19 protein-coding genes are annotated in these 20,710 nt (G+C 68.8%); 8 read left to right on the top strand and 11 right to left on the bottom strand.

Annotated elements, in window-relative coordinates; all coding sequences use genetic code 11:
• Positions 1 to 93 precede the first annotated feature (93 nt).
• A complete protein-coding gene (locus ACSFCA_RS05610) occupies positions 94 to 774 on the top strand; it encodes a hypothetical protein (RefSeq protein WP_435458893.1) in 681 nt (226 codons plus the stop codon).
• Here ACSFCA_RS05610 and ACSFCA_RS05605 read toward each other — a convergent pair.
• A complete protein-coding gene (locus tag ACSFCA_RS05605) occupies positions 717 to 1,943 on the bottom strand; it encodes a DNA topoisomerase IB (RefSeq protein ID WP_435458892.1) in 1,227 nt (408 codons plus the stop codon). The genes ACSFCA_RS05610 and ACSFCA_RS05605 overlap by 58 nt on opposite strands.
• A 121-nt stretch (positions 1,944 to 2,064) precedes the next feature.
• On the opposite strand from ACSFCA_RS05605, the gene ACSFCA_RS05600 reads away from it, so the two are divergent.
• A complete protein-coding gene (locus ACSFCA_RS05600; protein ID WP_435458891.1) occupies positions 2,065 to 3,108 on the top strand; it encodes a purine-nucleoside phosphorylase in 1,044 nt (347 codons plus the stop codon).
• 10 nt (positions 3,109 to 3,118) lie between these two features.
• Here ACSFCA_RS05600 and ACSFCA_RS05595 read toward each other — a convergent pair whose 3' ends face one another.
• The 5 genes from ACSFCA_RS05595 to ACSFCA_RS05575 all read right to left on the bottom strand — a co-directional run bounded on the left by ACSFCA_RS05595 (position 3,119) and on the right by ACSFCA_RS05575 (position 7,771).
• Positions 3,119 to 3,802 carry a TIGR02117 family protein gene (locus tag ACSFCA_RS05595; protein ID WP_435458890.1) on the bottom strand — a complete coding sequence of 228 codons (684 nt, stop codon included), beginning with the start codon at positions 3,800 to 3,802 and terminating at the stop codon, positions 3,119 to 3,121.
• Positions 3,803 to 3,809: 7 nt separating this feature from the next.
• On the bottom strand, positions 3,810 to 5,003 hold the full coding sequence (locus ACSFCA_RS05590) for a Y-family DNA polymerase (protein ID WP_435459058.1): 1,194 nt from the start codon (positions 5,001 to 5,003) through the stop codon (positions 3,810 to 3,812).
• Between the two features lie 119 nt (positions 5,004 to 5,122).
• Positions 5,123 to 5,734, bottom strand: a complete 612-nt coding sequence (locus ACSFCA_RS05585) for a YiiX family permuted papain-like enzyme (protein WP_435458889.1) — start codon at positions 5,732 to 5,734, stop codon at positions 5,123 to 5,125.
• A gap of 30 nt (positions 5,735 to 5,764) precedes the next feature.
• On the bottom strand, positions 5,765 to 7,249 hold the full coding sequence (locus ACSFCA_RS05580) for a TRAP transporter large permease subunit (protein WP_435458888.1): 1,485 nt from the start codon (positions 7,247 to 7,249) through the stop codon (positions 5,765 to 5,767).
• Complete coding sequence (locus ACSFCA_RS05575; protein WP_435458887.1) at positions 7,250 to 7,771, bottom strand: C4-dicarboxylate ABC transporter substrate-binding protein; 522 nt, start codon at positions 7,769 to 7,771, stop codon at positions 7,250 to 7,252.
• Between the two features lie 95 nt (positions 7,772 to 7,866).
• Here ACSFCA_RS05575 and ACSFCA_RS05570 point away from each other — a divergent pair, with 95 nt between their 5' ends.
• Positions 7,867 to 8,430, top strand: a complete 564-nt coding sequence (locus ACSFCA_RS05570) for a putative glycolipid-binding domain-containing protein (protein ID WP_435458886.1) — start codon at positions 7,867 to 7,869, stop codon at positions 8,428 to 8,430.
• Here the strand turns inward: ACSFCA_RS05570 and ACSFCA_RS05565 are convergent, their stop codons facing one another.
• Both ACSFCA_RS05565 and ACSFCA_RS05560 read right to left on the bottom strand, forming a co-directional pair.
• Positions 8,431 to 9,420, bottom strand: coding sequence for a Bug family tripartite tricarboxylate transporter substrate binding protein (locus tag ACSFCA_RS05565; protein ID WP_435458885.1), 990 nt, complete (start codon positions 9,418 to 9,420; stop codon positions 8,431 to 8,433). It lies immediately after the preceding gene.
• The gene (locus ACSFCA_RS05560; RefSeq protein ID WP_258350811.1) at positions 9,417 to 10,337 is read right to left on the bottom strand and encodes a LysR family transcriptional regulator; all 921 of its coding nucleotides are present in this window, start codon (positions 10,335 to 10,337) and stop codon (positions 9,417 to 9,419) included. Before ACSFCA_RS05560 ends, ACSFCA_RS05565 begins: the two co-directional genes overlap by 4 nt.
• Positions 10,338 to 10,455: 118 nt before the next feature.
• Here ACSFCA_RS05560 and ACSFCA_RS05555 point away from each other — a divergent pair, with 118 nt between their 5' ends.
• Genes ACSFCA_RS05555 through ACSFCA_RS05545 form a run of 3 tightly spaced genes read left to right on the top strand, consistent with a single transcriptional unit; the run spans position 10,456 to position 15,569 of the window.
• Positions 10,456 to 13,203, top strand: coding sequence for a tannase/feruloyl esterase family alpha/beta hydrolase (locus ACSFCA_RS05555; RefSeq protein ID WP_435458884.1), 2,748 nt, complete (start codon positions 10,456 to 10,458; stop codon positions 13,201 to 13,203).
• A gap of 50 nt (positions 13,204 to 13,253) precedes the next feature.
• Positions 13,254 to 14,549, top strand: a complete 1,296-nt coding sequence (locus ACSFCA_RS05550) for an alpha/beta hydrolase family protein (protein WP_435459057.1) — start codon at positions 13,254 to 13,256, stop codon at positions 14,547 to 14,549.
• 42 nt (positions 14,550 to 14,591) lie between these two features.
• A complete protein-coding gene (locus ACSFCA_RS05545; protein ID WP_435458883.1) occupies positions 14,592 to 15,569 on the top strand; it encodes a tripartite tricarboxylate transporter substrate-binding protein in 978 nt (325 codons plus the stop codon).
• Here ACSFCA_RS05545 and ACSFCA_RS05540 read toward each other — a convergent pair.
• Entirely contained in the window at positions 15,541 to 17,430 is a 1,890-nt protein-coding gene (locus ACSFCA_RS05540; RefSeq protein WP_435458882.1) for an ATP-binding response regulator, read from the bottom strand. The two genes, ACSFCA_RS05545 and ACSFCA_RS05540, sit on opposite strands and share 29 nt — an antisense overlap.
• A gap of 70 nt (positions 17,431 to 17,500) precedes the next feature.
• On the bottom strand, positions 17,501 to 18,349 hold the full coding sequence (locus ACSFCA_RS05535; RefSeq protein ID WP_435458881.1) for a class I SAM-dependent methyltransferase: 849 nt from the start codon (positions 18,347 to 18,349) through the stop codon (positions 17,501 to 17,503).
• A 78-nt stretch (positions 18,350 to 18,427) separates the two neighbouring features.
• On the opposite strand from ACSFCA_RS05535, the gene ACSFCA_RS05530 reads away from it, so the two are divergent.
• Entirely contained in the window at positions 18,428 to 18,865 is a 438-nt protein-coding gene (locus ACSFCA_RS05530; protein WP_093049114.1) for a helix-turn-helix domain-containing protein, read from the top strand.
• On the opposite strand, the gene ACSFCA_RS05525 is transcribed toward ACSFCA_RS05530, so the two are convergent.
• Positions 18,862 to 19,641: an IclR family transcriptional regulator gene (locus ACSFCA_RS05525; RefSeq protein WP_093050352.1), complete on the bottom strand. Its 780-nt coding sequence runs from the start codon at positions 19,639 to 19,641 to the stop codon at positions 18,862 to 18,864. The two genes, ACSFCA_RS05530 and ACSFCA_RS05525, sit on opposite strands and share 4 nt — an antisense overlap.
• A gap of 189 nt (positions 19,642 to 19,830) precedes the next feature.
• On the opposite strand from ACSFCA_RS05525, the gene ACSFCA_RS05520 reads away from it, so the two are divergent.
• Positions 19,831 to 20,706, top strand: coding sequence for an amidohydrolase family protein (locus ACSFCA_RS05520; protein WP_258350805.1), 876 nt, complete (start codon positions 19,831 to 19,833; stop codon positions 20,704 to 20,706).
• Positions 20,707 to 20,710: the final 4 nt, after the last annotated feature.

The following is a 20,710-nucleotide window of genomic DNA, read 5'->3' as shown; positions in this document are numbered from 1 at the left end:
ACCCGGGGGCGGGCACGATACTTGTTAACTCCCCCGTTTCAGGAAGTACCTCGTGACCGTGCCGATGAACCCGACGCCCGTGGCTGCTGCGCAATGAAGGCCTCGCCCAGCGCGCGCAGCTGGATCGCCGCCGGCGTGCGCCACGAACTGCTCACACGTGCGTTGCCCGCCTTGCGGCACGACATGGCGGCACCCGTCTCGGTGATCCGCATGGCGCTGCTGATGCTCAAGCGGCAGGTTGGCGCCGCCACCATCGACGCCGCGGCCTGCGAGGAGCGGGTGGCGCTGATCGACAACCAGGTGTCGGAGCTGATCGAAGCCATCCGCTCGCTGCGCGACTGGGAACTGGCCACCACCGACGACGGCATTACCCGCAGCGCGCTGGTGGCGCAATGCGTGGCGCTGATGCGCTCGGCCTTCGACCTGCACGGCGTGTCGCTCGACGCCGATGCCTCGCTCGATCCGCAGGAAGACGAGCACCGCTGGCCCGCCGCGGCCGCGCTGCGCTACCTGTTCCTCGGGGCGCTGGGCTACTTGCACGACGGCGCGGCCGAGGCAGGGGCGATCCGTGTCGAGGCGGATGGCGCGAATGCACTGCGCCTCACGGCCCTGCCGCGCGAGCCCGGCGGCACGCCTGCCGTGCTCGACGCGCACCGCGCACCGCGCGCCCTGGCCATCGATGCCGTCGCGCTGCAGAACCTGGCCGAAGACCTTGGCTACGCCGTGGCGCTGGATGGCGACAGCGTGCGCCTCGTGCTCGCGACCGGTAGCTGAGTCTTGCTGCTGCGGCTGGTGCCGCACACCGCTTGCCTCCGCTGTGGCGCTCGCAGGAAGGCCAGCAGCCGCCGTTCGGCCGCATGCAGCCCACGCGATGGCCTGGCCGTGCCGTGCCCGGTGATCTTCTCGAACAGCGCGCCGGTGGCTTCGTCGCCGTCCGACAGTGCACTGCCCAGCGCCAGCACAGCCGGGTGCACATACGCCTTCTTGCAAACCGCGGGCGTGTTGCCGAGCTGCCTGGCGACGGCCGCGAGGATGTCCTTTGCGCTGTAGCGAGTGCCGTCGGTCGCGGTGCGGCCCGGCTCGCAGGCCAGCCGGGTGAGTTCCAGCGCCTGCACGGTGCCGTGCCAGGTGCGGAAATCTTTCGCGGTGAAGCGCTCGCCTTGCGCGGCTTCGGCCAGGTAGTCGTTCACGTCGGTGGACGAGACGCTGCGCAGTTCGCCATTTCCGCCTCCGTCTGCATCCTCGTCCACGTACTGGAACAGCGCCTGCCCCGGCAGTTGCTGGCATTGCCGTACCACCCGGGCCACGCGCGGGTCGTCGAGCTTCGCCTCGTGCATCACGCCGCTCTTGCCCCGAAAGCGCAGCCGCAGGGCCTGGCCCTGTACGGCCGCATGCCGGTTGCGCAGCGTGGTGAGGCCGTAGGAGCCGTTGCTGCTCGCGTATTCCTCGTTGCCCACGCGCAGCAGCGTGGTGTCGAGCAGGCGCACCACCGCCGCGAGCACCTGGCTGCGGCCCGGCGCCTTCCGGCCCCTTGGCAATTTCAGGTCGCGCGCCACCCGGGCGCGGATGCGCGGCAGCGCGAGCGCGAAGGCTTCGAGGCGGTCGAACTTGGTCTCGTCCTTCATCGAGCGCCAGTCGGCGTGGTAGCGGTACTGCTTGCGCCCGCGCGCGTCGATGCCGGTGGCCTGCAGGTGGCCGTTGGGCAGCGGGCAGATCCACACCTGGGTGTAGGCCGGTGGAATGGCCAGCGTGCGGATGCGCGAGTTCTCGTCCACGTCGCGCAGCCATTGGCCCTTGGCATCGCGGTAGCGAAAGCGCTCGCCGTGCTTCAGGCGGCGGATGCCGGGCATGTCGGGGTTCACGTAGACGAGGCCGTTGGCGATGGGCGTCGGCTTCGAGGGAGGCTTCGAAGAAGGCTTTGCAGGAGTGGAAGAGTCCGGCATGGGGTTTGCGTGATGGCGTTACATCGCGCTTTTGCCAGCACCGACAATTGCCGCTTGTAGGACGCCGGGCGCGCTTGCTGTCCTTGTCCTGCCGTCTTTGTCTTTCTTACCGGGTTCCAGAATGACTTCTTCCAGGTCCTCCCTTTTCACCGCTCGCTGGCTGGCTGTGCCCGCCGCGGCGCTGCTGTTCACGGCCTGTGCTTCCACCTCCACCCCGACCGCCTCGGCCCCGGCCGCGCCCGTGAAGGTCAAGGTCTTCGTCGCCGCCATGTTCGAGATCGGCCAGAACACCGGCGACCGTGCCGGCGAGTTCCAGCACTGGTACGAGCGCTACTGGAAGGGCGCCAAGCCCATTGCGGTGCCCGGTGCGCTGCAGCCCGTGTACTGCAACACCGACGGCGTGTGCGGCGCGGTGCTCGGCATGGGCAAGGTCAACTCGTCGTCGTCGATGCAGGCCATCTTGCTGAATCCGCAGTTCGACTTCTCGCAGAGCTACTACGTGATCTCGGGCGTGGCCGGCACGCCGCCCTCGCGCGGAACCATCGGCGAAGTGAGCTGGGCCACCTGGCTGGTCGACTACGACCTGGGCCACCGCTGGGCCCCCGAAGAGAACAAGCCCGGCGAGCCGACCTTCATGCCGCGCAAGGGCTACGAGGAATACCGCCGCTTCAAGCTCAACCCCGACCTCGTGGGCTGGGCCATGAAGCTCTCGGCCGACACGCCGCTGAAAGATGCCGACTCGGCCCGCAAGTACCGCCTGCGCTACCCCGACGCCGCGGCCCGCCGCGCGCCCTTCGTGGGCACCGGCACGCACATGACCGGCGACACCTTCTTCCACGGCCCCGGCATGTCGAAGCAGGCGCAGTACATCGCCAAGCTCTACGGTGCCGACGACTACGTCATCACCGAAATGGAAGCCGCCGCCATCACCCTGGTCATCAAGCGCACCCACGGCACCGACCGCGTGATGAGCCTGCGCGGCGCCGTCAACTTCGACCAGGGCAGCCCGAAGGAAACCACGCTGCAGCACCTGGACCCGGCACCGGGCGAAACGGCCGGCGGCTTTGCGGAGACGGTGGAAAACATCGAACTGGTGGGCAGCCGCGTGGTCGATCACATCGTCGCGAACTGGCCGCAGTGGTCGGCCGGCGTGCCGAAGCCCTGAGCTTCGTCGCTCAGGGCCGCGCAGGCCTCAGGTGCCACGTCACCGTGAAGTCGAAGGGCGTCCAGCGGCTGACGGTGACGCCCGAGCGCCGCAGTCCGCGCCCGATCCAGGTGTTGCAGGTCTCGAAGAGGTTGTAGCCGCCTTCGGCTTCGTAGAAGGCGTCCTGGCTGTCGTAGTGCGCACCCGCAATGGGCGTGGCCTGGCCCGATGGCAGGGCGGCGCGCACGTAGCCGGCCAGCTGCGCGTACTGCGCCTGCGAGAGCGGCAGGCTGTAGGCGCCGCGCCCCAGCTGGTTGCGCCGCAGGTAGCTCACATGCATCAGCGCGCGGTTGCCGCCCGACAGCGCCCCGAAGGCGCGCGCCGCCGTGAGGTCGCCCCAGGTGGGCGTGTTCAGGTAGAACTCGCGGTCGCCCCAGCCGATGGCGATGAACTCGGCATCGGGCGGCGGCGCCTTGAAGTCCTTCAGCGGAAACACCTGCAGCCAGTCGACGGTGGCCGAACGGATGGGGAACACGTAGTCGGTGTGCACGCCGTTGCTCAGCACCCAGGCTTGCGCGTCGGCGGTTGCATCATTCGAGGGCTTTGCATTGGCTGGCCAGAACACCAGCACGCAGGCCGTGGCCACGTAGAGGCCGACCAGCGCGACGAAGCCCAGCAGCGTGAAGGCGATGCGTCGCAGCCAGCGTTTCACCATGGCGTGTTCAGAACAGCGACGCGGTGGTCGCCGCCGGTTCCGAGGCGGCGCGATGCGCACCGGCCCCGGCAGGCGCCAGCGCCTCGGGGCTGCCCGCCTTTGCCAGCGCGCCCACGCGCACGCCCAGCAGGCGCAGCGGGCGCTCCAGCGGCACGCGCTTCAGGCACAGACCGCCCGTGTGGCGGATGGTCTTCGCGTCGTCCGTGAAGCGGTCGATGGTCTGGTCGCGCGTGGCGATCTTGAAATCGTCGTAGCGCAGCTTGATGCCGATGGTCTTGCCCACGTAGCCCTTGCGCTGCAGGTCGGCGGCGAGCTGCTCGCACAGCTGCGTGAAGATCGCGCCCAGCTCGGCGCGGTCGCGCACTGCGTGCAGGTCGCGGTCGAAGGTGGTCTCGCGGCTCATCGACACGGGTTCGCTCTCGGTCACCACCGGGCGGTTGTCGCGACCCCAGGCCACCTCGTGCATCCACGCGCCGGTGGCCTTGCCGAAGGTGGCAACGAGCCAGTCGCGGTCGCGCGCCGCGAGCTGGCCCACGGTCTCGATGCCGAAGCGCTTGAGCTTCTCGTCGGCCTTGGGGCCGATGCCGTTCACCTTGCGGCAGGGCAGCGGCCAGATGCGCGATTCGAGATCGTCCTCGTAGACCACCGAGATGCCGTTGGGCTTGTTGAACTCGCTCGCCATCTTGGCGATGAGCTTGTTGGGCGCCACGCCGATGGAGCAGGTCAGGCCGGTGGCATCGAAGATGGCTTTTTGCAGCAGCCGCGCCAGCGAGCGTCCGCCGTCGCGCTGGCCGCCGGGCACGTCGGTGAAGTCGATGTACACCTCGTCCACGCCACGGTCTTCCATGAGCGGCGCGACCTCCAGGATGAGGTTCTTGAAGGCGCGCGAATAGCGCCGGTATTCGTCGAAGTCCACCGGCAGGATGATGGCCTGCGGACACAGCTTGGCGGCCTTCATGAGCCCCATGGCCGAGCCCACGCCGAACTGCCGCGCCGGGTAGGTGGCGGTGGTGATCACGCCGCGGCCGGTGTAATCCTTCAGCAGCGGAAAGGACTCGACCGGAATGTCGGCCAGCGTGCCGCCCTCGGGCAGGTTGCGGATGGCTTCGTCCACACGCCGCCGCCCACCGCCGATGACCACCGGCAGGCCCTTGAGCTGCGGATAGCGCAGCAACTCGACCGACGCGTAGAAGGCGTCCATGTCGAGGTGCGCGATGCGGCGGATCGGCGGTGTCGCAGGTGGCGGTGGCTGGGTCTGTGAACTCACGGCCACGATTGTCTCGCGGTCGGGCGGCGTGTGCCTGCGCGGGGGAGATACGGTCAGCGGGTTTCGACGGTCACGAGCAGAGGCGATTCGAACATCGCCACCGGCGAGATCACCGGCTCGTCCATCGGCACCTTGTCGCCATAGCGTTCGCGCATCTTGGCGCGCACAGCGGGGTCGCCCAGGTTGAATTCGCGGATCTTCTGCAGCTCGCCGATGCGCACGCCCAGCGCGCGCTGGTAGAGCTTCCACACCAGCTCGGAGCAGTAGATGCGCTTGTCCGACCACTCGAAGGTCAGGTCGTAGGGGCGGCCCTCGAAGTCCGAGGTGCCTGCGCGCAGTTTGGCCACCGCGCCCGGTGTCAGCAGCGTGTCGGCATTGCGCAGCCGCTTCACCACGTAGTGCCCGCCGTTGCCGCGTGCCGTCCATTGCGCGAGCGGCGTGTAGCGCACCGTCGACACCGCCTCGAACACATAGGGCTTGCCGCCCCGCAGCAGCACGATGCCCATGTGGCTGTAGCGCGAGCCGGTGGCGCGTTGCACGGCGATGCTCTGTGCCGAGCGCGAGGTGTGGAAGATGATGTCGCCGTCTTTCAGCGCTGCCGCATGGCTGGCACCGAAGGACAGGACCAGTGCGAATGCGAGTGCGACGGGGAGCTTGAAGGTCATACGCCGCGCATTGTGCGGCACGCCGCGGCGCTATTTCTCCTCTGGTGGAGCGGCGCTGTCGCCGGTGTCGGGCGGAGCCATCTCGCGCATCAGGCGGTCCACCGCTTCATCGTTCATCGGCTCGGCGGGCGCGAGCGCGGTGGGCGAGGTGCGCAGCCAGCGCGTGGTCTCGGGCAGCGCCATCACCAGCGCGGTCACGGTGGCGAGCACCGCCAGGTAAGGCGCCAGCGCCCGTGCCACGGCAGCCACCGGCGGGCGCGGCGAGACCTGCCCGCGCGCCAGCACCAGCGCATAGCCGAACGGTGGCAGCAGGAAGCCGGCTTGCAGCACCAGCAGGGTCAGCGTGGCGATCCAGGCCGCGTCGTCGAGCTGGGCGAGCACCGGCGGCATGACGATGGGCACGATGAGGAAGATCAGCTCGAAGGCGTCGAGCACGAAGGCGCAGGCAAGCAGCACGGCCAGCACCGCCATGAGCCCGACCATCGGGTGGCCCTGCAGCGACAGCATAAGCCGCGCGATCAGCCCGTCGGTGCCGAAGCCGCGCAACAGCAGCGAGAAGGTGGTGGCCGCCACCAGCAGCGCATACAGCGCGCCGGTGAGCGCCATGGCGTCGTCGAGTACCTGCCACAGCACCGCTCGCGTGAGCTGGCGCGACACCAGGCCCCAGCCGAGCAGCAGTACGCAGGCGGCGGCCGCACCCTCGACCGCGCGCACCCTGCCCAGCGTGATCAGCACGAGCAGGGCGCCGATCAGCAGGGGTACGAGCAGCAGAGTCCAGCCTTCGCGCTGCTGCATCGGCTCGCGCGGCACTGCCGTTGCGGCGGGCTTGTTGCGCCGTGCGCCGAAGCACGCGACCGCGAGCCAGCCGATCAGTAGCGCCGCTGCCGGTACCAGCGCGGCCTGAAGGATGTCCTGCGTGTTGACGATGCGGTTGGCGGCCATGGGCAGCGCCAGCGTGCGCGCCATGTTCACGCCCTCGGTGTGGGCGCGCAGCATCGCGTCGCCGAGCAGCAGCAACACCAGCGAGGGCGGCACGATCACGCCCAGCGTGCTGGTCACCGCCACGAGCGCGGTGCGTTGTGCAGCGGGCAGGCCTTCGGCTGCCCAGCCCTTGCCGGCCGTGCGCGCCAGCGTCAGCAGGCTGGCGCCGACCGAGCCGTTCATCGGCGCGAGCAGCAGGCCCAGCACCATGCCGGCCAGCTCCGATGCAGCGCGCGGTGCGACGAAAGCCAGCGCCTTGCGCAGGCCGTTGTACAGGTGCTCGGCCAGCGCCAGCCGGTTGAGCAGCGCGCCTACCAGCGCATAGAGCGCCAGCGCCTGAAGCAGGTCGTGCTCCAGCAGGCCGACGATGCGCCACGGCAGGTTCTGCAGCAGCGCCGCATCGAACGCGCCCAGCGCCAGTCCGGCCACCGCGCCCAGCGTGCACACGCCCAGCAGCACGGCGTAGGTCGGCCAGCCGGTGGTCATCATCAGCGCCAGGGCCAGCGCGAGCAGGGCGAGTCCGAGCCAGGCCATTCAGCGCCCGGGCGGATGAAGTTCGTGCCAGAGATCGAGCGCGCTCTGCACCGCCAGCAACACCGCGAGCAGCAGCAGTGCCACCTTGATCATGAAATAGCCGGGGTTGAAGGTGTCGGGGAACAGCTCGAACGCAGCCACCGAGCGCCACACCGGCACCGTGGCCGTCACGATCAGGAACAGCGCCCACGGCAGCACGCACAGCGCCGCGCCGATGCGGCGTGCCCGTGCAAAGCGCCCGCTGGTGTCGGCAGCCAGGTCCGGCCGTGCCACGAGGTGCGCGCCGCGGCGCCCGGCGTGCCGCAGCGCCACGGCCACGTACAGCGCGAACAGCCACTGCGCGAGGTCGTTGGCCTGCGTCGGCCCATTGCCCGAGCCGGCCAGGTCGCGCAGCGGCCATTGGGCGAACAGCAGCAGGGCGATGGCAATGGCAAAGGGCATCGCCGCGCGGTCGATCCAGTCGAGCCAGCGCGGCGCCGGCGGCGGGGGAGGGGCTGGAAGATCGGCTGGTGGCGGTGTCATGCGACGCCGATCGTCTTCCCGGAACCTGACCACCACCTGCGGCCGCGCGGGTCATTGCTTGCGCGGTGCAGCATGCCGGTGCCATCATCCGCGCCATGCAAACAGTCGCCTCCATCCTCTGGCGCAGGCTCGATGTACCGGGCCACGACGCCTGCCGTCTAGAACGCAATGCCTCGGCCTGGCAACTCGATGGCGCGGCCGTGTTCCGACAGGAAGACGGCCGCATTGGCCAGCTGCACTACCGCGTGCGCTGCGATTTGCACTGGCACACCCAATGGGGCACCGTGCGCGGCTGGCTGGGCGACGCGGCCGTCGACCTGTCGATTGCCCGCGACGCGCGCGGCCACTGGAAGCTCAACGACGAGGCGGTGCCCGACCTGTCGCACTGCGTGGATCTTGACCTGGGCTTCACTCCCGCCACCAATCTGCTGCAGCTGCGCCGGCTCAACCTGGCGAAGGGCGAGGGTGCCGATGCGCCGGCGGCCTGGGTCGACCTGGACGGTGGCGGCGTGCTGAGCGAGCTGGCGCAGCGCTATGAGCGGCGCAGCGAGAGCGAATATGCCTACGAGGCGAAGCGCTTCGACTACGCGGCGACGTTGAGCGTGACGGAAGACGGCTTCGTGCGCGACTACCCGCGGCTCTGGATCGCCGAGAAGTAGTCAGTCGAACTGCGAGCGGTCGCCCGCGACCAGTTCGCGATTGCGCCGCCGGTCGAGTGCTATCTCGTGCGCGAAGTCATCCGTGCCACCACCAGCCGGCAGGTTGTAGGCCCCACGCAGCCGCGCGCGCACCACACTGCTGTCCAGCACACGATTGATCTCCGCATTGAGCCGCTGCACCACCGCCACCGGCGTGCGCGCAGGCGCGAAGATGCCGAAGAGCGAATCGCGGTTCGCCTTCTCGAAGCCCAATTCCGCAAGCGTAGGCACCGCGGGAAGTGCCTCGATGCGTGCAGGCGCGCCTACTGCAAGCGCCTGGAAGCGCCCGCCTTCGATGTACTGCAGCTGCTGCGCCGCAACGTTGGTCGACAGCACTTCGAACTGTCCGCTCAGCGCATCGTTGAGCTGCGGTCCGCCGCCCTGGTAGGGGATGTGCGTGATGTCGGTGCGGCTTTGCACGCGCACCTGCGCCAGCACCAGGTGGCCGATGGTCGCCACGCCCGATGTGGCCCAGCGCACCTCGCCTGGTTGCCGGCGCGCCTGCGCGATCAGCTCGCCGAAGCCGTGCCCCGTGAAGGCCGGAGTGCCGACCACCAGCACCGGCGTGCGCATCACGCTGGCCACGGGCACGAAGGCGCGCTGCGGGTCGTAGGGCACGCGGGCCAGCAGCGGGTGCAGGGTGAGCGGGCTGATGGCGGAAAAGGCCAGCGTGCAGCCGTCGGGCGTAGCGCGCGCGAGCGCGTCCATGCCGAGGCTGCCGCCCGCACCGGGACGGTTTTCGATCAGCACCGGTACGCCCAGCGACTGCGCCAGCGGCTCTGCCAGCACACGCGCCATGCCGTCGCTCACGCCGCCGGGCGGGTAGACCACGATCAGGCGCACCGGTCGGCTTGGCCACGGCGCGGCATGCAACACCCCCGGCAGGGCGCACATCGCCGCGAGTGCGCCGCCCGCGCGCTGGATGAAATGACGGCGCCGCAGCAAGCTCATGACCCCGGGTTCTCGACAGCCAGCCTGCGCAGCAGCTCCGCGAAATGCTGCGCCGGCAGGTTGTCTTCCTCGACGCGCGACACCAGCGTGAGCGGTGCATCGAGCTGGCCGCCATCGGCCAGCCGCGCATAGGCGATGGCGTGTGCGTGCACGCCGGTCATGGAGGCGGGCACCACCGACAGGCCGACTCCGGCTGCAACAAGGTTCAGGTTGGTCATCATGCGATCGACTTCGGCCACCACGCGCGGGCGCAAGCCCTTGGCATGGCACAGCGCGAGCAGGTCGGCATAGAGGCCGGGCGCGCCCGGGCGGCGCACGAGGATGATGCCTTCCTCGCACAGCTTCGCGAGCGGCAGTGGGCGCGAAGCCTTGTTGCGGCCCAGGGCAAGGCGATGGTCGCTGGGCATGGCCACGAGCACAGGTTCGCGCAGCAGCGTCTCGAACACCAGCCCCTCGGGCCGCGCGACCGGCACGCGCAGCAGGCCGCAATGCAGGCGGCCCGCGGCCAATGCCTCAGTGAGTTCGGCGGCGTTGTCTTCGCGCAGCTGAAGCTCCACCGCTGGGTACGCGCGGCGGAACTCGCGCAGCGCCTCGGGCATGAAGCGATGCGCCGCGGCCGAGCTGGTGAAGCCGACCGCGAGCGTGCCGGCCTGGCCCTTGGCTACGCGCGCCATGCGCTGCTTCATGGCGTCCATGTCCTGCAGCATGCGCAGTGCCTCGGTCTGGAAGAGGCGGCCCGCATCGGTGAGCGCCACGCCGCGCGGATGGCGACGGAACAGCAGCACACCCAGCTCGCGCTCGAGCGCCTTGATCTGCTGGCTCAGCGGCGGCTGCTGGATGCCCAACTGCTCGGCCGCGCGTGTCATGTGGCCGGTCTCCGCGACGGCGGCGAAGTAGCGCAGTGCCCGTATGTCCATATTTTTTTCGTATGAAGAGTGCCTTGTTATTTTATTTGACCCTAAGTCACCCTGAACCTATCGTCCGGCCGCCTATTCAAAAAGCGGCCCACCGAGGCCGCATGCCGGAGACAAATCCATGCGCAAAACGCGCCCTGCCTCGATGCTTCGTGCAGTCCTTTGCACGATCGGTGTTTCGCTGATCCTTGCCGCCTGTGGCGGCGGTGGTGGGGGAGGCGGCGGTGCCGGCTTCCTCCCGATCTTGCCCACAACCCCGCCCGCCAGCGACGGCAATAACCCGCCCGCCGACAGCCCTCCGGACAACCCTCCCGACAACCCGCCGCCCCCGCCCGTGCAGCCGGTCGTCTCCTGTGCCGACCTGTCCGGCAAGAGCCTGCCCGCCTCGCTCATCAGCCTGCCCACGCAAGGCGCCACCGTCACCAGCGCCACGCCCGTGGCCGCCAGCGACGTGGGCAACACGCTCGGCGACTACTGCCGCGTGCGCGGCACCATCCAGCCGGTGGACCCCGCTTCGCAGGTCATCAACTTCGCGGTGAACCTGCCCGAGAAGTGGAACCAGAAGACCATTCACTTCGGCGGCGGCGGCTTCGACGGCGTGCTCATCGACGGCACCGAGGTCATCCGCTTCGGCCCTGCCGACAAGCCCGCGCCGCTGGCGCTGGGCTACGCCACCTACGGCGACGACTCGGGCCACCAGTCGGGCAGCATCACCGACGGCAAGTTCGCGGCCAACGACGAGCAGTTGGCCAACTACGGCGGCCTCTCGCTCAAGAAGACGCGCGACGTGGCGCAGGCGCTGGTGCTCGCGCGCTACGGCATGGCGCCCAAGCACGCCTACTTTCTCGGCACCTCGACCGGTGGGCGCGACGCGCTGAGCTACATCCAGCGCTGGCCGCTCGACTACGACGGCGTGATCGCCAATGAACCCGCGCTCAACTACACCGGCACGCGCCTGTCGAACGTGGCCGTGGGCCGTGCCCTGTACCGCAACGGCGGCGCGGGCTGGATGAACGTGACCAAGACGCTGCTGGTGCAGAAGACCGTGATGAACGCCTGCGACAAGCTCGACGGCGCGGCAGACAACCTCATCAGCAACGTGGAAAGCTGCCGCCTGCTGAACACGCAGATCCTGGCCTCGCTGCGCTGCCCCGGCGGTACGGACACGGGCAACACCTGCCTGTCGGACGCGCAGCTCGACACCGTGCGCGCCATCGAGAACCCGCTGGACTTCACGACCTACTCGCTGGCCAATGGAGTGAAGCGAGCGGGCGGCTACAACATCCTCGAAGGCACGCTGGTGGCCGGCCCGTACACCACGCGCGACCTCGGCACGCGCGCTGTGCCGGGCAACCCGGTCACCTCGCTGGACGCCAACATGTACGTCACCGGCGACCAGTGGGTGAAGTACTTCGTGACGCGCATCGATACCTTCGATTCGCTCACCTTCGATCCGCTCGACCCGGGCGCCTACGCCGCACGCGTGACCGAGGTATCGAACCTCACGGACGCGACCAACCCCAACCTGGCGCCGTTCTTCGGCCATGGCGGCCGGCTCATCATGCTGCACGGGCTGGCCGACGAGGTGATCAGCAACAACTCGACCATCGACTACTACAAGCAGGTCATCGCCACGCTGGGCCAGGCGGCGGTCGACCAGGGCATGCGCTTCTACACCGTGCCCGGCATGGGCCATGGCACCGGCAGCTTCATTCCCAACTGGGACTCGCTCGCCGCGCTCGAAGGCTGGGTGGAGGGCGGCCTCGCGCCCGCCACCGGCATCGCGGCCGACGCGGTGGCCGGCACCTACGGCCGCACGCGCCCGCTGTGCCGCTTTCCGGCATGGCCCAAGTACCGCGGCAGCGGCAGCCTCGACGCGGCCGTCAACTACAGCTGCGTGACCGAGGTCGGCGACCCGCTGGCCTGCCCGAACCTGCCCGCCTCCGTCACCAGCTACAAGGGCGGCAACAGCTTCGGTGAAGAGCTGCGCGTGCAGATCGACCCCGCCGCCATGACCTACGCCATAACCATCGACGCCAGCCTGCAGCGCACCGTGGGCACGCAGCGCACCGGCTCGCTCATTGCCGAGGGCAACTGCAGCTATTCGAGCGCCGAGAGCGGCGCGGTGTTCAGCTTCGGGCCCGGCGGCGTGGTGTCGGGCGGCGTGAACGCGCCCAGCGGCGGCGGCTTCGCGCCCCTGGTGGCGTTCCAGAACACCTTCGCGGCGGCGCCGGTGTCGGGCGACTTCAAGTCGGTGGCGAACATCTTCAACGCGGTGGGCGTGCAGCAGGGCACGGGCGGCAGCAGCGCGCAGTCGATGGCGGTGCGGCTGCGCAATGCGGGCACCTTCCAGTACTGCCGCGACCCGGTGTCGGGCGGCTTCATGATCTACGACGCCAACTGCACGCAGACCGAGAAGGGCTATGTTGCCTACAACACCACGCGCGCCTCGTTCGACCTGTTCACCACCTCGCCCACGGGCAGCGCCGTGACCACCGGCGGCACGCTCACCGGCTCCATGGTGATCGGCCTGGTCAACGGCGTGGCCGTGCCGGTGCACCTGGTGCGCGAGTCGGCCGCGAATGCGGGGCTGCGTGTGTTTGGCCTGCAGCAGAGCCTGACGCCGGGCACGGCCGACGGGAGCTATGCGCTGGTCAGTGTCAAGGGCGAGAACCACGATGCCACGGTGGCCGGCAACGGTTTCAATCTGGCGGGTGCGGCCGCGGTGCTGAGCTACGACGCGCCCGTGCTGGGTGCGGTGCAGGCCGATGCGGGCCGGCCAGGCAATTTCATCTTCAACAGCGGCGTTCTCGCCTTCGTCTCCGACCCGGGAGCGAACGCGGCGCTCGAATTCGGAGTACGCCATTGAAAAAACGACTGTCCAGCCTCGCGGCATTCGCACTGATCGGCACGGCGCCGATGTTGTCCGCGCATGCGGCGGCGACCGCACCCAGGGCCGCCACCTGCCCCGCGCCGGTGCCCGAGGCCGCGCGCTGCTACACAGGTGAGGACGGCACGGGCGCCCTCTACTGGATAGCGATCCCGAAGGACTGGAACCGCGGCGTGCTCGTCATGCACGCCCACGGCGGCCCCGAGACCGGGCCGCCCAAGCTCGAGCGCAGCGCGGAAGACCTCAAGCGTTGGGCCGTCACCGTGAAGGCCGGCTATGCCTGGGCCGGCTCCACCTACAGGCGCGGCGGCTACGGCGTGACCATGTCGGCCGAAGACACCGAGCGGCTGCGCCAGATCTTCGTGAGCCACTTCGGCCAACCGCGCCGCACGCTGCTGCACGGGCAGAGCTATGGCGCGGGCGTGGCGGCGAAGGCGGCCGAGCTGTATGCGCCGGCCGGCGGCGCGAAGAGCCCGTACGACGGCCTGCTGCTGACCAGCGGCGTGCTCGGCGGCGGCAACAGCGCCTACGACTTCCGGCTCGACCTGCGCGTGGTGTACCAGTACGTCTGCCGCAACCATCCGCGCCCCGACGAGCCGCAGTACCCGCTGTGGATGGGCCTGCCGATGGACTCGAAGCTCACGCGCGCCGACCTCGCAGAACGCGTGAAGGAATGCACCGGCGTCGGCTTGCCCGCCGCGCAGCGCACGCCCGAGCAGGCGGCGAAGCTGAAGACCATTCTCTCGGTCGTGAAGATCCAGGAGCGCTCGCTGCTGGGTCACCTCACATGGGCGACCTGGCTGTTCCAGGACCTGGTGCAGAAACGGCTGAACGGCCGCAACCCCTTCGGCAACATCGGCGTGGTCTACAGCGGCTCGGCCGACGACGCGGCGCTGAATGCCGGCGTGGCGCGCTATGCGGCCGACCCGCAGGCCAAGGGTGCACTGGCGGCCGACAGCCAACCCACCGGCCGCACCGCGCTGCCCACCGTGGGCCTGCATGCCATCGACGATCCAACCGCCTTCGTCGAACTGGAAAATTCCTACCGCCGCATTCGCGATGCGGCCGGCACCGGCGACCTGCTGATGCAGAGCTTCAGCAACGAGCGCGAGCACAGCTACCTCAGCGACTCGGAATACCCCGCGCTCTTTGCCGCGCTGCTCGACTGGATCGACAAGGGCGAGAAGCCCACGCCCGAAAGCCTCGCGCACCGCTGCAAGTCGCTGATGCCACGCTACGATGCCGACGGCAAGAACGGCTGCCACATCCAGCCCACGTGGCAGCCGCCCGCGCTCGAAAGCCGCGTGCCGTCACGCGCGCCCTGATCCACTTTTTTCATCCTCTTTTTCCAACGTCTCGGAGACTCCATGAAGAAACTGTTCGCCCTCGCGGCGATCGCCGCTGCCGCCGTCGCTGCCCATGCGCAGGACTTTCCGGGCAGCAAGCCCGTTACCATCGTCGTGCCCTTCGCTGCGGGCGGCCCGACCGACCGCGTAGCGCGCGACCTCGCCGAGGCGCTGCGCAAGCCGCTCGGCGGCAACACCGTCATCATCGACAACGTGCCCGGTGCCGGCAGCTCCATCGGCGCGGCCAAGGTGGCGCGCGCCGCACCCGACGGCTACACGCTGCTGCTGAACCACATCGCGATGGCGACCGTGCCGAGCCTGGTGCGCAACGTGCCGTTCAAGGTCGAGACCGACTTCGAATACCTGGGCATCGTCAACGATGTGCCGATGACGCTCATCTCCAAGCCCAGCATTCCCGCCAGCAACTACAAGGAGCTGAGCACCTGGATCGCCGCCAACAAGGGCAAGATCAACATCGGCAACGCGGGCGTGGGCTCGGCCTCGCACCTGTGCGGCCTGCTGTACCAGAGCGCCACCAAGACCGAGATGACGCCCGTGCCCTACAAGGGCACGGCCCCGGCCATCACCGACCTGATCGGCGGCCAGATCGACTTGCTGTGCGACCAGACCACCAACACCACGCCGCAGATCCAGGCCGGCAAGGTGAAGGCCTTTGCCGTCACCACGCCGAAGCGGCTTGCGCTGCCGATGCTGAAGGACTTGCCGACGCTCGACGAAGCCGGGCTGAAGAACTTCCAGGTCACGATCTGGCACGGCCTTTATGCGCCGAAGGGCACGCCTGCGCCGGTGCTGAAGAAGCTCAACGACGCTCTGAAGGTTGCGCTGAAGGATCCGGACTTCATCCACCGCGAAGAGCTGCTGGGCGCTGTGGTGGCCACCGACGGGCGCATCGAGCCTGCGGGTCACAAGAAGTTTGTGATCGACGAGATCGCGAAGTGGACGCCTGTGATCAAGGCGGCTGGCGTCTACGCGGACTGAGGGCTGGCTCCCTTTCCTCGCTGCGGATGATCTGGTGCAGGGTGCGCAGCAGCACCTCCGGCTGAACCGGCTTGAACATCACGACCAGGCCGCTGGCGTAGGCGGCACGCACACGCTCAGGGTCGGTATCGCCCGTGACCAGGATGGTGGGCACGCGGCGGCCGGCAAGCTGGCGCAGCTCCGCGGTCGCCTCGATGCCGTCCTGCGGGTCAGCAAGCCGAAAGTCGACGATGAAAGCGTCGAAGTCTTCCGGCGTTGCCCGCACCTGTGCGCAGGCATTGGCCAACCGGGTGGTGATTTCGATGCGCTCGCAGTAGGGCGCCAGCCACATGCGCACCGCCTCACCCACAGGTTGCTCGTCGTCGAGCAGCAGCACGCGTGGTGGCACCAGCGGTAGTTCCGTGGTGTCGATCGCGGCGGGAGCAGGCGCAGCCGTGGGCGCGAGGGCCAGGGCTGCCGGTGCTGCTGGTGGCCGGCGTGGCAGGTCGACCCAGAACACGCTGCCACTGTCCTGCCGGGAACGCACGCCGATTTCACCGCCGAGCAGGTCGACCAGGCGCTTGACGATGGCCAGCCCGATGCCCAGGCCACGCGCGACATCACGTTGCGGGTTGTCGACCTGGTAGAACTCGTCGAACACATGAGGCAGATGCTCGGGTGCGATACCCAGGCCTGTGTCCCACACGGCCAGGCGCAGGCGGTCGCCGCGTGGTCGCGCGCTCACGAGGATGCCGCCGCTGCGCGTGTACTTGAGCGCGTTGTCGACGAAGTTGGTCAGCACGCGCAGCAGCAGGTCGGCATCGGTCTGCAGCCATTCGGGCCCGGTATGGAACCGCAGCGAAAGCCCTGCCTGCTGGGCACGCGGCTCGAAGAGCTGCGACAGCCGCAGGAACAGCGGGTCCACTGCAAACTCCATGGGCTGGGGCACCACCGTGCCCGCGTCGATCTTGGAGATGTCCAGCATCGCGTTGAGCAGGCCGCTCACTGCGTCGGTCGCCTGCACGACGCGGCCGGCCACGGGGGCGAGCGGGTGGTCCGCGAGGTCGCGCTCCAGCGAGCGCGAGAACAGTGCCAGTGCATGCACGGGTTGGCGCAGATCATGGCTGGCCGACGCGAAAAACCGGCTGCGCTCGCGGTTGAGCCGCTGCAGCTCGAACGATTGGCGCAGCAGCTGCTCGCTCAGCAGTTCCTTGTCGATCTGGTCGGACAGGCTGCGCCGGATGAGCTGGTGCTGCGACAGTGCGTAGCGCGCCATCGAGCCGCCGAACAGCAGGCCGACCACGCAGGTGAACCAGCCGTCCGTACCGCCCATCCACGCGAAGCGCGTCACCACTCCCAGCGTGAGCGGAATGGTGACCACGGGCACCATGGCGCGCCATGTGGCGATCACCGGTACCGAGCCCATCAGCACGGCGAACATGCCCAGCAGCAGGATCAGGATGCGCATGGGCGATTCCGTGCCCGGCGGCATCAGCGCCCAGGGCGCCAGCGTCCACATGGACATGTAAGCGCCCAGCGGCAACATGAAACGCCACGCGCCGTCGGGCTGGCGCAAGGTGAACTCGGGCTCCGGGTACAGACGCGCGTTCCAGCGCATGAACACCAGTCTCAGGCCGAGCAGCGCGCAGATCACGAAGCCCCAAATCAATGCGCCGAGGCCGCGCGTCATCCAGAAGAACACGGCGGCCATCGCGATGGCCGCGGCCAGCGCTGTGAGCACCGTGGGCGGGCCCATCACGAACATGCGGCGCAACAGGCGTTCGCGAACCAGCTGGGCATGGGAGTCGCCGGGGCCAGGCGGTGCATCTGCGCCCGTGATCGTGTTGCCTGGCGCGGATGAGGGTGAGCCCTGCGTACTCATGAAGGGCAGTGTAAGGGAGGCGATACGTGTGCAAGGCTTGCAGGAGTTCGCGCGGTGCGCTCCGGTGCTTTCAAGGTGCGCGTGCAACGACCATCCAGCAAGCCGCGGTCAGGCGCACTTCGTCACCATGCACAAAAGGTTCGAAGGCGGCACGCACCGTGTCGATGACCTGTGCACGCACGTGCTCATCCGCCTGCTGAAGCACATTGCCGACAGGGCCGAGCCGGCTCAGGTAGCCGAGCAGTTCTGTCTCGCGCATGGTGCAGGGCACGTCGATGGGCTGGATGTCGATGTCGGCCCAGCCGCTCTCTTCGAGGATGGCTTGGACCCGGCGCTTGTCGCCGAAGGCGAACTGGCCCGGCGCATCCGGCCGGCGGGCGGGGAGGTTGGGCAGCAGCGGCGCGGCCGCGCGCTCGGCGGTGGTCATGAAGGGGTTTTCCGCCGCGCTGCGCCAGGCGATGAAGCGCAGCTCGGCGTTGTCCCTTGCGGCAGTCCGCAGGTTGGCAAAGGCCCGCACGGGGTCGTCGAAGAACATCACGCCGAAGCGCGACATGACGCTGTCGAAGCTCGCGGGCTCGAACGCGTGGGTCTGAGCGTTGGCGCAGATGAAGCTCGCCGGCGAGCCTTCGCGCTCGGCGCGGCTGCGGGCGACGGCGATCATCGGCTCCGAGATGTCGATGCCGACGCAGCCTGCTTCGGTGCCATGCAGCCGCGCGAAGGCGAGTGTGGTGCTGCCGGTGCCGCATCCGACATCGAGCACGCGGCTTCCCGGGCGGGCGGACGCAGCCTTGACGAGCAGGTCTTCGAAGGGCTGGAACAGGCGGTCGAGCGTTGCCTGCGTGTCGACCCAGGCGCGTCCGGCCGAGCCGTTCCAGAGCCTTGCCTGTTCGTCGCCGGCCTGCGGGGTGGTGTCGTCCATGGTCGTTTCCTTTGGCTTGCCTTCGTGAGGCGGAAATCGCACTATGCAAGTTCAAGTCGACTTGAGGTCAAGAGGGCAATGAAACATCTGGATATCGGCGAGGTTGCGCAGCGCTCCGGCGTGCCCGCCTCGACGCTGCGCTATTACGACGAGAAGGGGCTGATCGCCTCGACCGGACGGCAGGGCCTGCGCCGCCTGTTCGATGCCGGCGTGCTGGAGCGGCTCGCACTCATTGCGTTGGGGCGCGCCGCTGGCTTCTCTCTGGACGAGATCGCGCGCATGTTCGGGCCCAACGGGCAGCCGCGCATCGACCGGTTGATGCTCACGGCCAAGGCGGAAGAACTGGACAGGACGATCCGCAGCCTGAGCGCCATGCGCGACGGCCTGCGGCACGCGGCCGTGTGCCGCGCGCCCAGCCACATGGAGTGCCCTACCTTTCGCCGCATCCTCGGGGCTGCGGCGTCCGGGGCTATCGGCGGGCGAAAGAAGAAGGCGCCCAAGCCGCCCGGAAACTAGGCGTTCGCCAGCAGCGACAGGTCGCGCGCAGCCTGCAGCATCAGTTCGCGCGCGCGGTCCAGCGACGGAATGGCATGGCGGTCGATACGGCGGATGTACGGCGTGGTGAGCACCGCCAGCGCATGCCCGTGCGGGCCGAGGATGGGGCAAGAGATATCGATCACGCCGAAGTACTGCATGCTCTCGCGCTGCCGGTAGCCGGTGGCGCGCACGGCTTCGAGCATGTGCTCCAGTTCGTCGGGCGGAATCTGCACTTCGCCGTCGAGTGCCACGTGCTCGGCCACCATCTGCTTGCGCCGCTCATCCGATTCGCAGGCCAGCAGCACCTGGCCCGAACCGGTGTCGAGCAGGTTCACGCGCGTGCCGGGCCGCACTGTCATGTTGCTCGCGGCCGGGCTGTTGACCTGCGCCACGATCTGAACGTTGCCCCGGTCGTACACGCCCAGGTGGCACGACTGCTCGGCCTCCTTCACGTAGCGGTCCATCACCGGAAGCGCCTGCGTGACCAGCCGGTGGTTCGGCGGGTAGCGGTGCGCCAGGTCGAACATCTTCAGGCTCAGGCTGTAGCGGTCGCCCGCAAGCGAGCGCAGCACGTACTGCCGCGCCACCAGCCGTTCGAGCATGCGGTAGATCTCGCTCGGGCCGCGGTCGAGCGCCTTCACGATCTCGCCGCGCGTCAGGCCTTCGGGCTGGTCGGCCAGCAGTTCGAGGATGTCCAGGCCCTTGTCGAGCGCGGGCGCGCGGTAGCGCTCAGGGTCTTCGGCGGGCTTGCTCAGGATGTCAGTTTGAATCGATTTGTTCACTGATGAATTTCAACAGCAGACATCGCTTTTTGCAAGTTTCGTTCTACGGGTAAGCACCCATGAAGTGCGCTTGACGCCAAAAGTTCGTATGTAAATACTCTGTTCATACATGGACTAAAGAGGCAAGCCGCTCGGCAGCACATTTGCTGCCCGCGACCAGACATGATCCAGCGCATCGACTCGCACCAGCATTTCTGGCGGCCCGCACGCGGCGACTACACGTGGTTGCGCGCGGACGTGCCGGCTCTGGCGCCGTTGCTGCGCGACTTCCTGCCCGACGACCTCGCGCCGCTGCTGCAGGCGCACGGCGTGGGCCGGACCGTGCTGGTGCAGGCCGCCGAATCGACGGCCGAAACCGACTTCCTGCTCGACCTGGCCACGGCGCACGACGTCATCGGCGGCGTGGTCGGCTGGGTCGACCTGAGCCGGCCCGGCGCCGTCGCCTCACTGGAGCGGATGGCGCGGCACCCCGGGTTCAAGGGAGTGCGGCCGATGCTGCAAGACCTGCCCGACGACGACTGGATCGCGCACCGGCCGCGTCCCGATGCGCTGCGCACCCTGCTGCGGCTCGGCCTGCGTTTCGATGCGCTGGTGAAGCCACGGCACCTGCCGTCGCTGCTGCGCTTCCTGGAGCAATGGCCGGAGCTGCCGGTGGTGGTCGACCATGGGGCCAAGCCACCGGTCGGCGCGCACGGCAGCGAAGACTTCGAGCGATGGCGCAAGAGCATTGCAGCGGTCGCGGCACTGCCGCAGGTGTGCTGCAAGTTCTCGGGGCTGTGGGGCGAGGCGCCAGCGTCCACGCACGGCGATGTCGATGCGGCGGTGCACGCCGTGCGCCCGGTGTGGGAGCACCTGCTCGACGCGTTCGGCCCCGATCGCCTGATGTGGGGCAGCGACTGGCCCGTGCTCACATTGGCCGGCGACTACGCGGGCTGGATCGCCGTGAGCGAGGCCTGCATCGGCAGCCTTTCGCCGAGCGAGCAAGCCAGCGTGTGGCACGGCACCGCGCAGCGCTTCTACGACCTGTCACTGCACTGAGATC

It is taken from the genome of Variovorax multivorans (assembly GCF_051216835.1).
Lineage (GTDB): Bacteria > Pseudomonadota > Gammaproteobacteria > Burkholderiales > Burkholderiaceae_C > Variovorax.
The sequence above is the reverse complement of the archived record's forward strand: the minus strand, read 5'-3'. Positions and strand labels throughout refer to the sequence as shown.

Bases quoted from the DNA above. Each gene is read 5' to 3' on its own strand.
- ACSFCA_RS05610 (WP_435458893.1), top strand. From the start codon at position 94: ATGAAGGCCTCGCCCAGCGCGCGCAGCTGGATCGCCGCCGGCGTGCGC.
- ACSFCA_RS05605 (WP_435458892.1), bottom strand. From the start codon at position 1,943: ATGCCGGACTCTTCCACTCCTGCAAAGCCTTCTTCGAAGCCTCCCTCG.
- ACSFCA_RS05600 (WP_435458891.1), top strand. From the start codon at position 2,065: ATGACTTCTTCCAGGTCCTCCCTTTTCACCGCTCGCTGGCTGGCTGTG.
- ACSFCA_RS05595 (WP_435458890.1), bottom strand. From the start codon at position 3,802: ATGGTGAAACGCTGGCTGCGACGCATCGCCTTCACGCTGCTGGGCTTC.
- ACSFCA_RS05590 (WP_435459058.1), bottom strand. From the start codon at position 5,003: ATGGACGCCTTCTACGCGTCGGTCGAGTTGCTGCGCTATCCGCAGCTC.
- ACSFCA_RS05585 (WP_435458889.1), bottom strand. From the start codon at position 5,734: ATGACCTTCAAGCTCCCCGTCGCACTCGCATTCGCACTGGTCCTGTCC.
- ACSFCA_RS05580 (WP_435458888.1), bottom strand. From the start codon at position 7,249: ATGGCCTGGCTCGGACTCGCCCTGCTCGCGCTGGCCCTGGCGCTGATG.
- ACSFCA_RS05575 (WP_435458887.1), bottom strand. From the start codon at position 7,771: ATGACACCGCCACCAGCCGATCTTCCAGCCCCTCCCCCGCCGCCGGCG.
- ACSFCA_RS05570 (WP_435458886.1), top strand. From the start codon at position 7,867: ATGCAAACAGTCGCCTCCATCCTCTGGCGCAGGCTCGATGTACCGGGC.
- ACSFCA_RS05565 (WP_435458885.1), bottom strand. From the start codon at position 9,420: ATGAGCTTGCTGCGGCGCCGTCATTTCATCCAGCGCGCGGGCGGCGCA.
- ACSFCA_RS05560 (WP_258350811.1), bottom strand. From the start codon at position 10,337: ATGGACATACGGGCACTGCGCTACTTCGCCGCCGTCGCGGAGACCGGC.
- ACSFCA_RS05555 (WP_435458884.1), top strand. From the start codon at position 10,456: ATGCGCAAAACGCGCCCTGCCTCGATGCTTCGTGCAGTCCTTTGCACG.
- ACSFCA_RS05550 (WP_435459057.1), top strand. From the start codon at position 13,254: ATGTTGTCCGCGCATGCGGCGGCGACCGCACCCAGGGCCGCCACCTGC.
- ACSFCA_RS05545 (WP_435458883.1), top strand. From the start codon at position 14,592: ATGAAGAAACTGTTCGCCCTCGCGGCGATCGCCGCTGCCGCCGTCGCT.
- ACSFCA_RS05540 (WP_435458882.1), bottom strand. From the start codon at position 17,430: ATGAGTACGCAGGGCTCACCCTCATCCGCGCCAGGCAACACGATCACG.
- ACSFCA_RS05535 (WP_435458881.1), bottom strand. From the start codon at position 18,349: ATGGACGACACCACCCCGCAGGCCGGCGACGAACAGGCAAGGCTCTGG.
- ACSFCA_RS05530 (WP_093049114.1), top strand. From the start codon at position 18,428: ATGAAACATCTGGATATCGGCGAGGTTGCGCAGCGCTCCGGCGTGCCC.
- ACSFCA_RS05520 (WP_258350805.1), top strand. From the start codon at position 19,831: ATGATCCAGCGCATCGACTCGCACCAGCATTTCTGGCGGCCCGCACGC.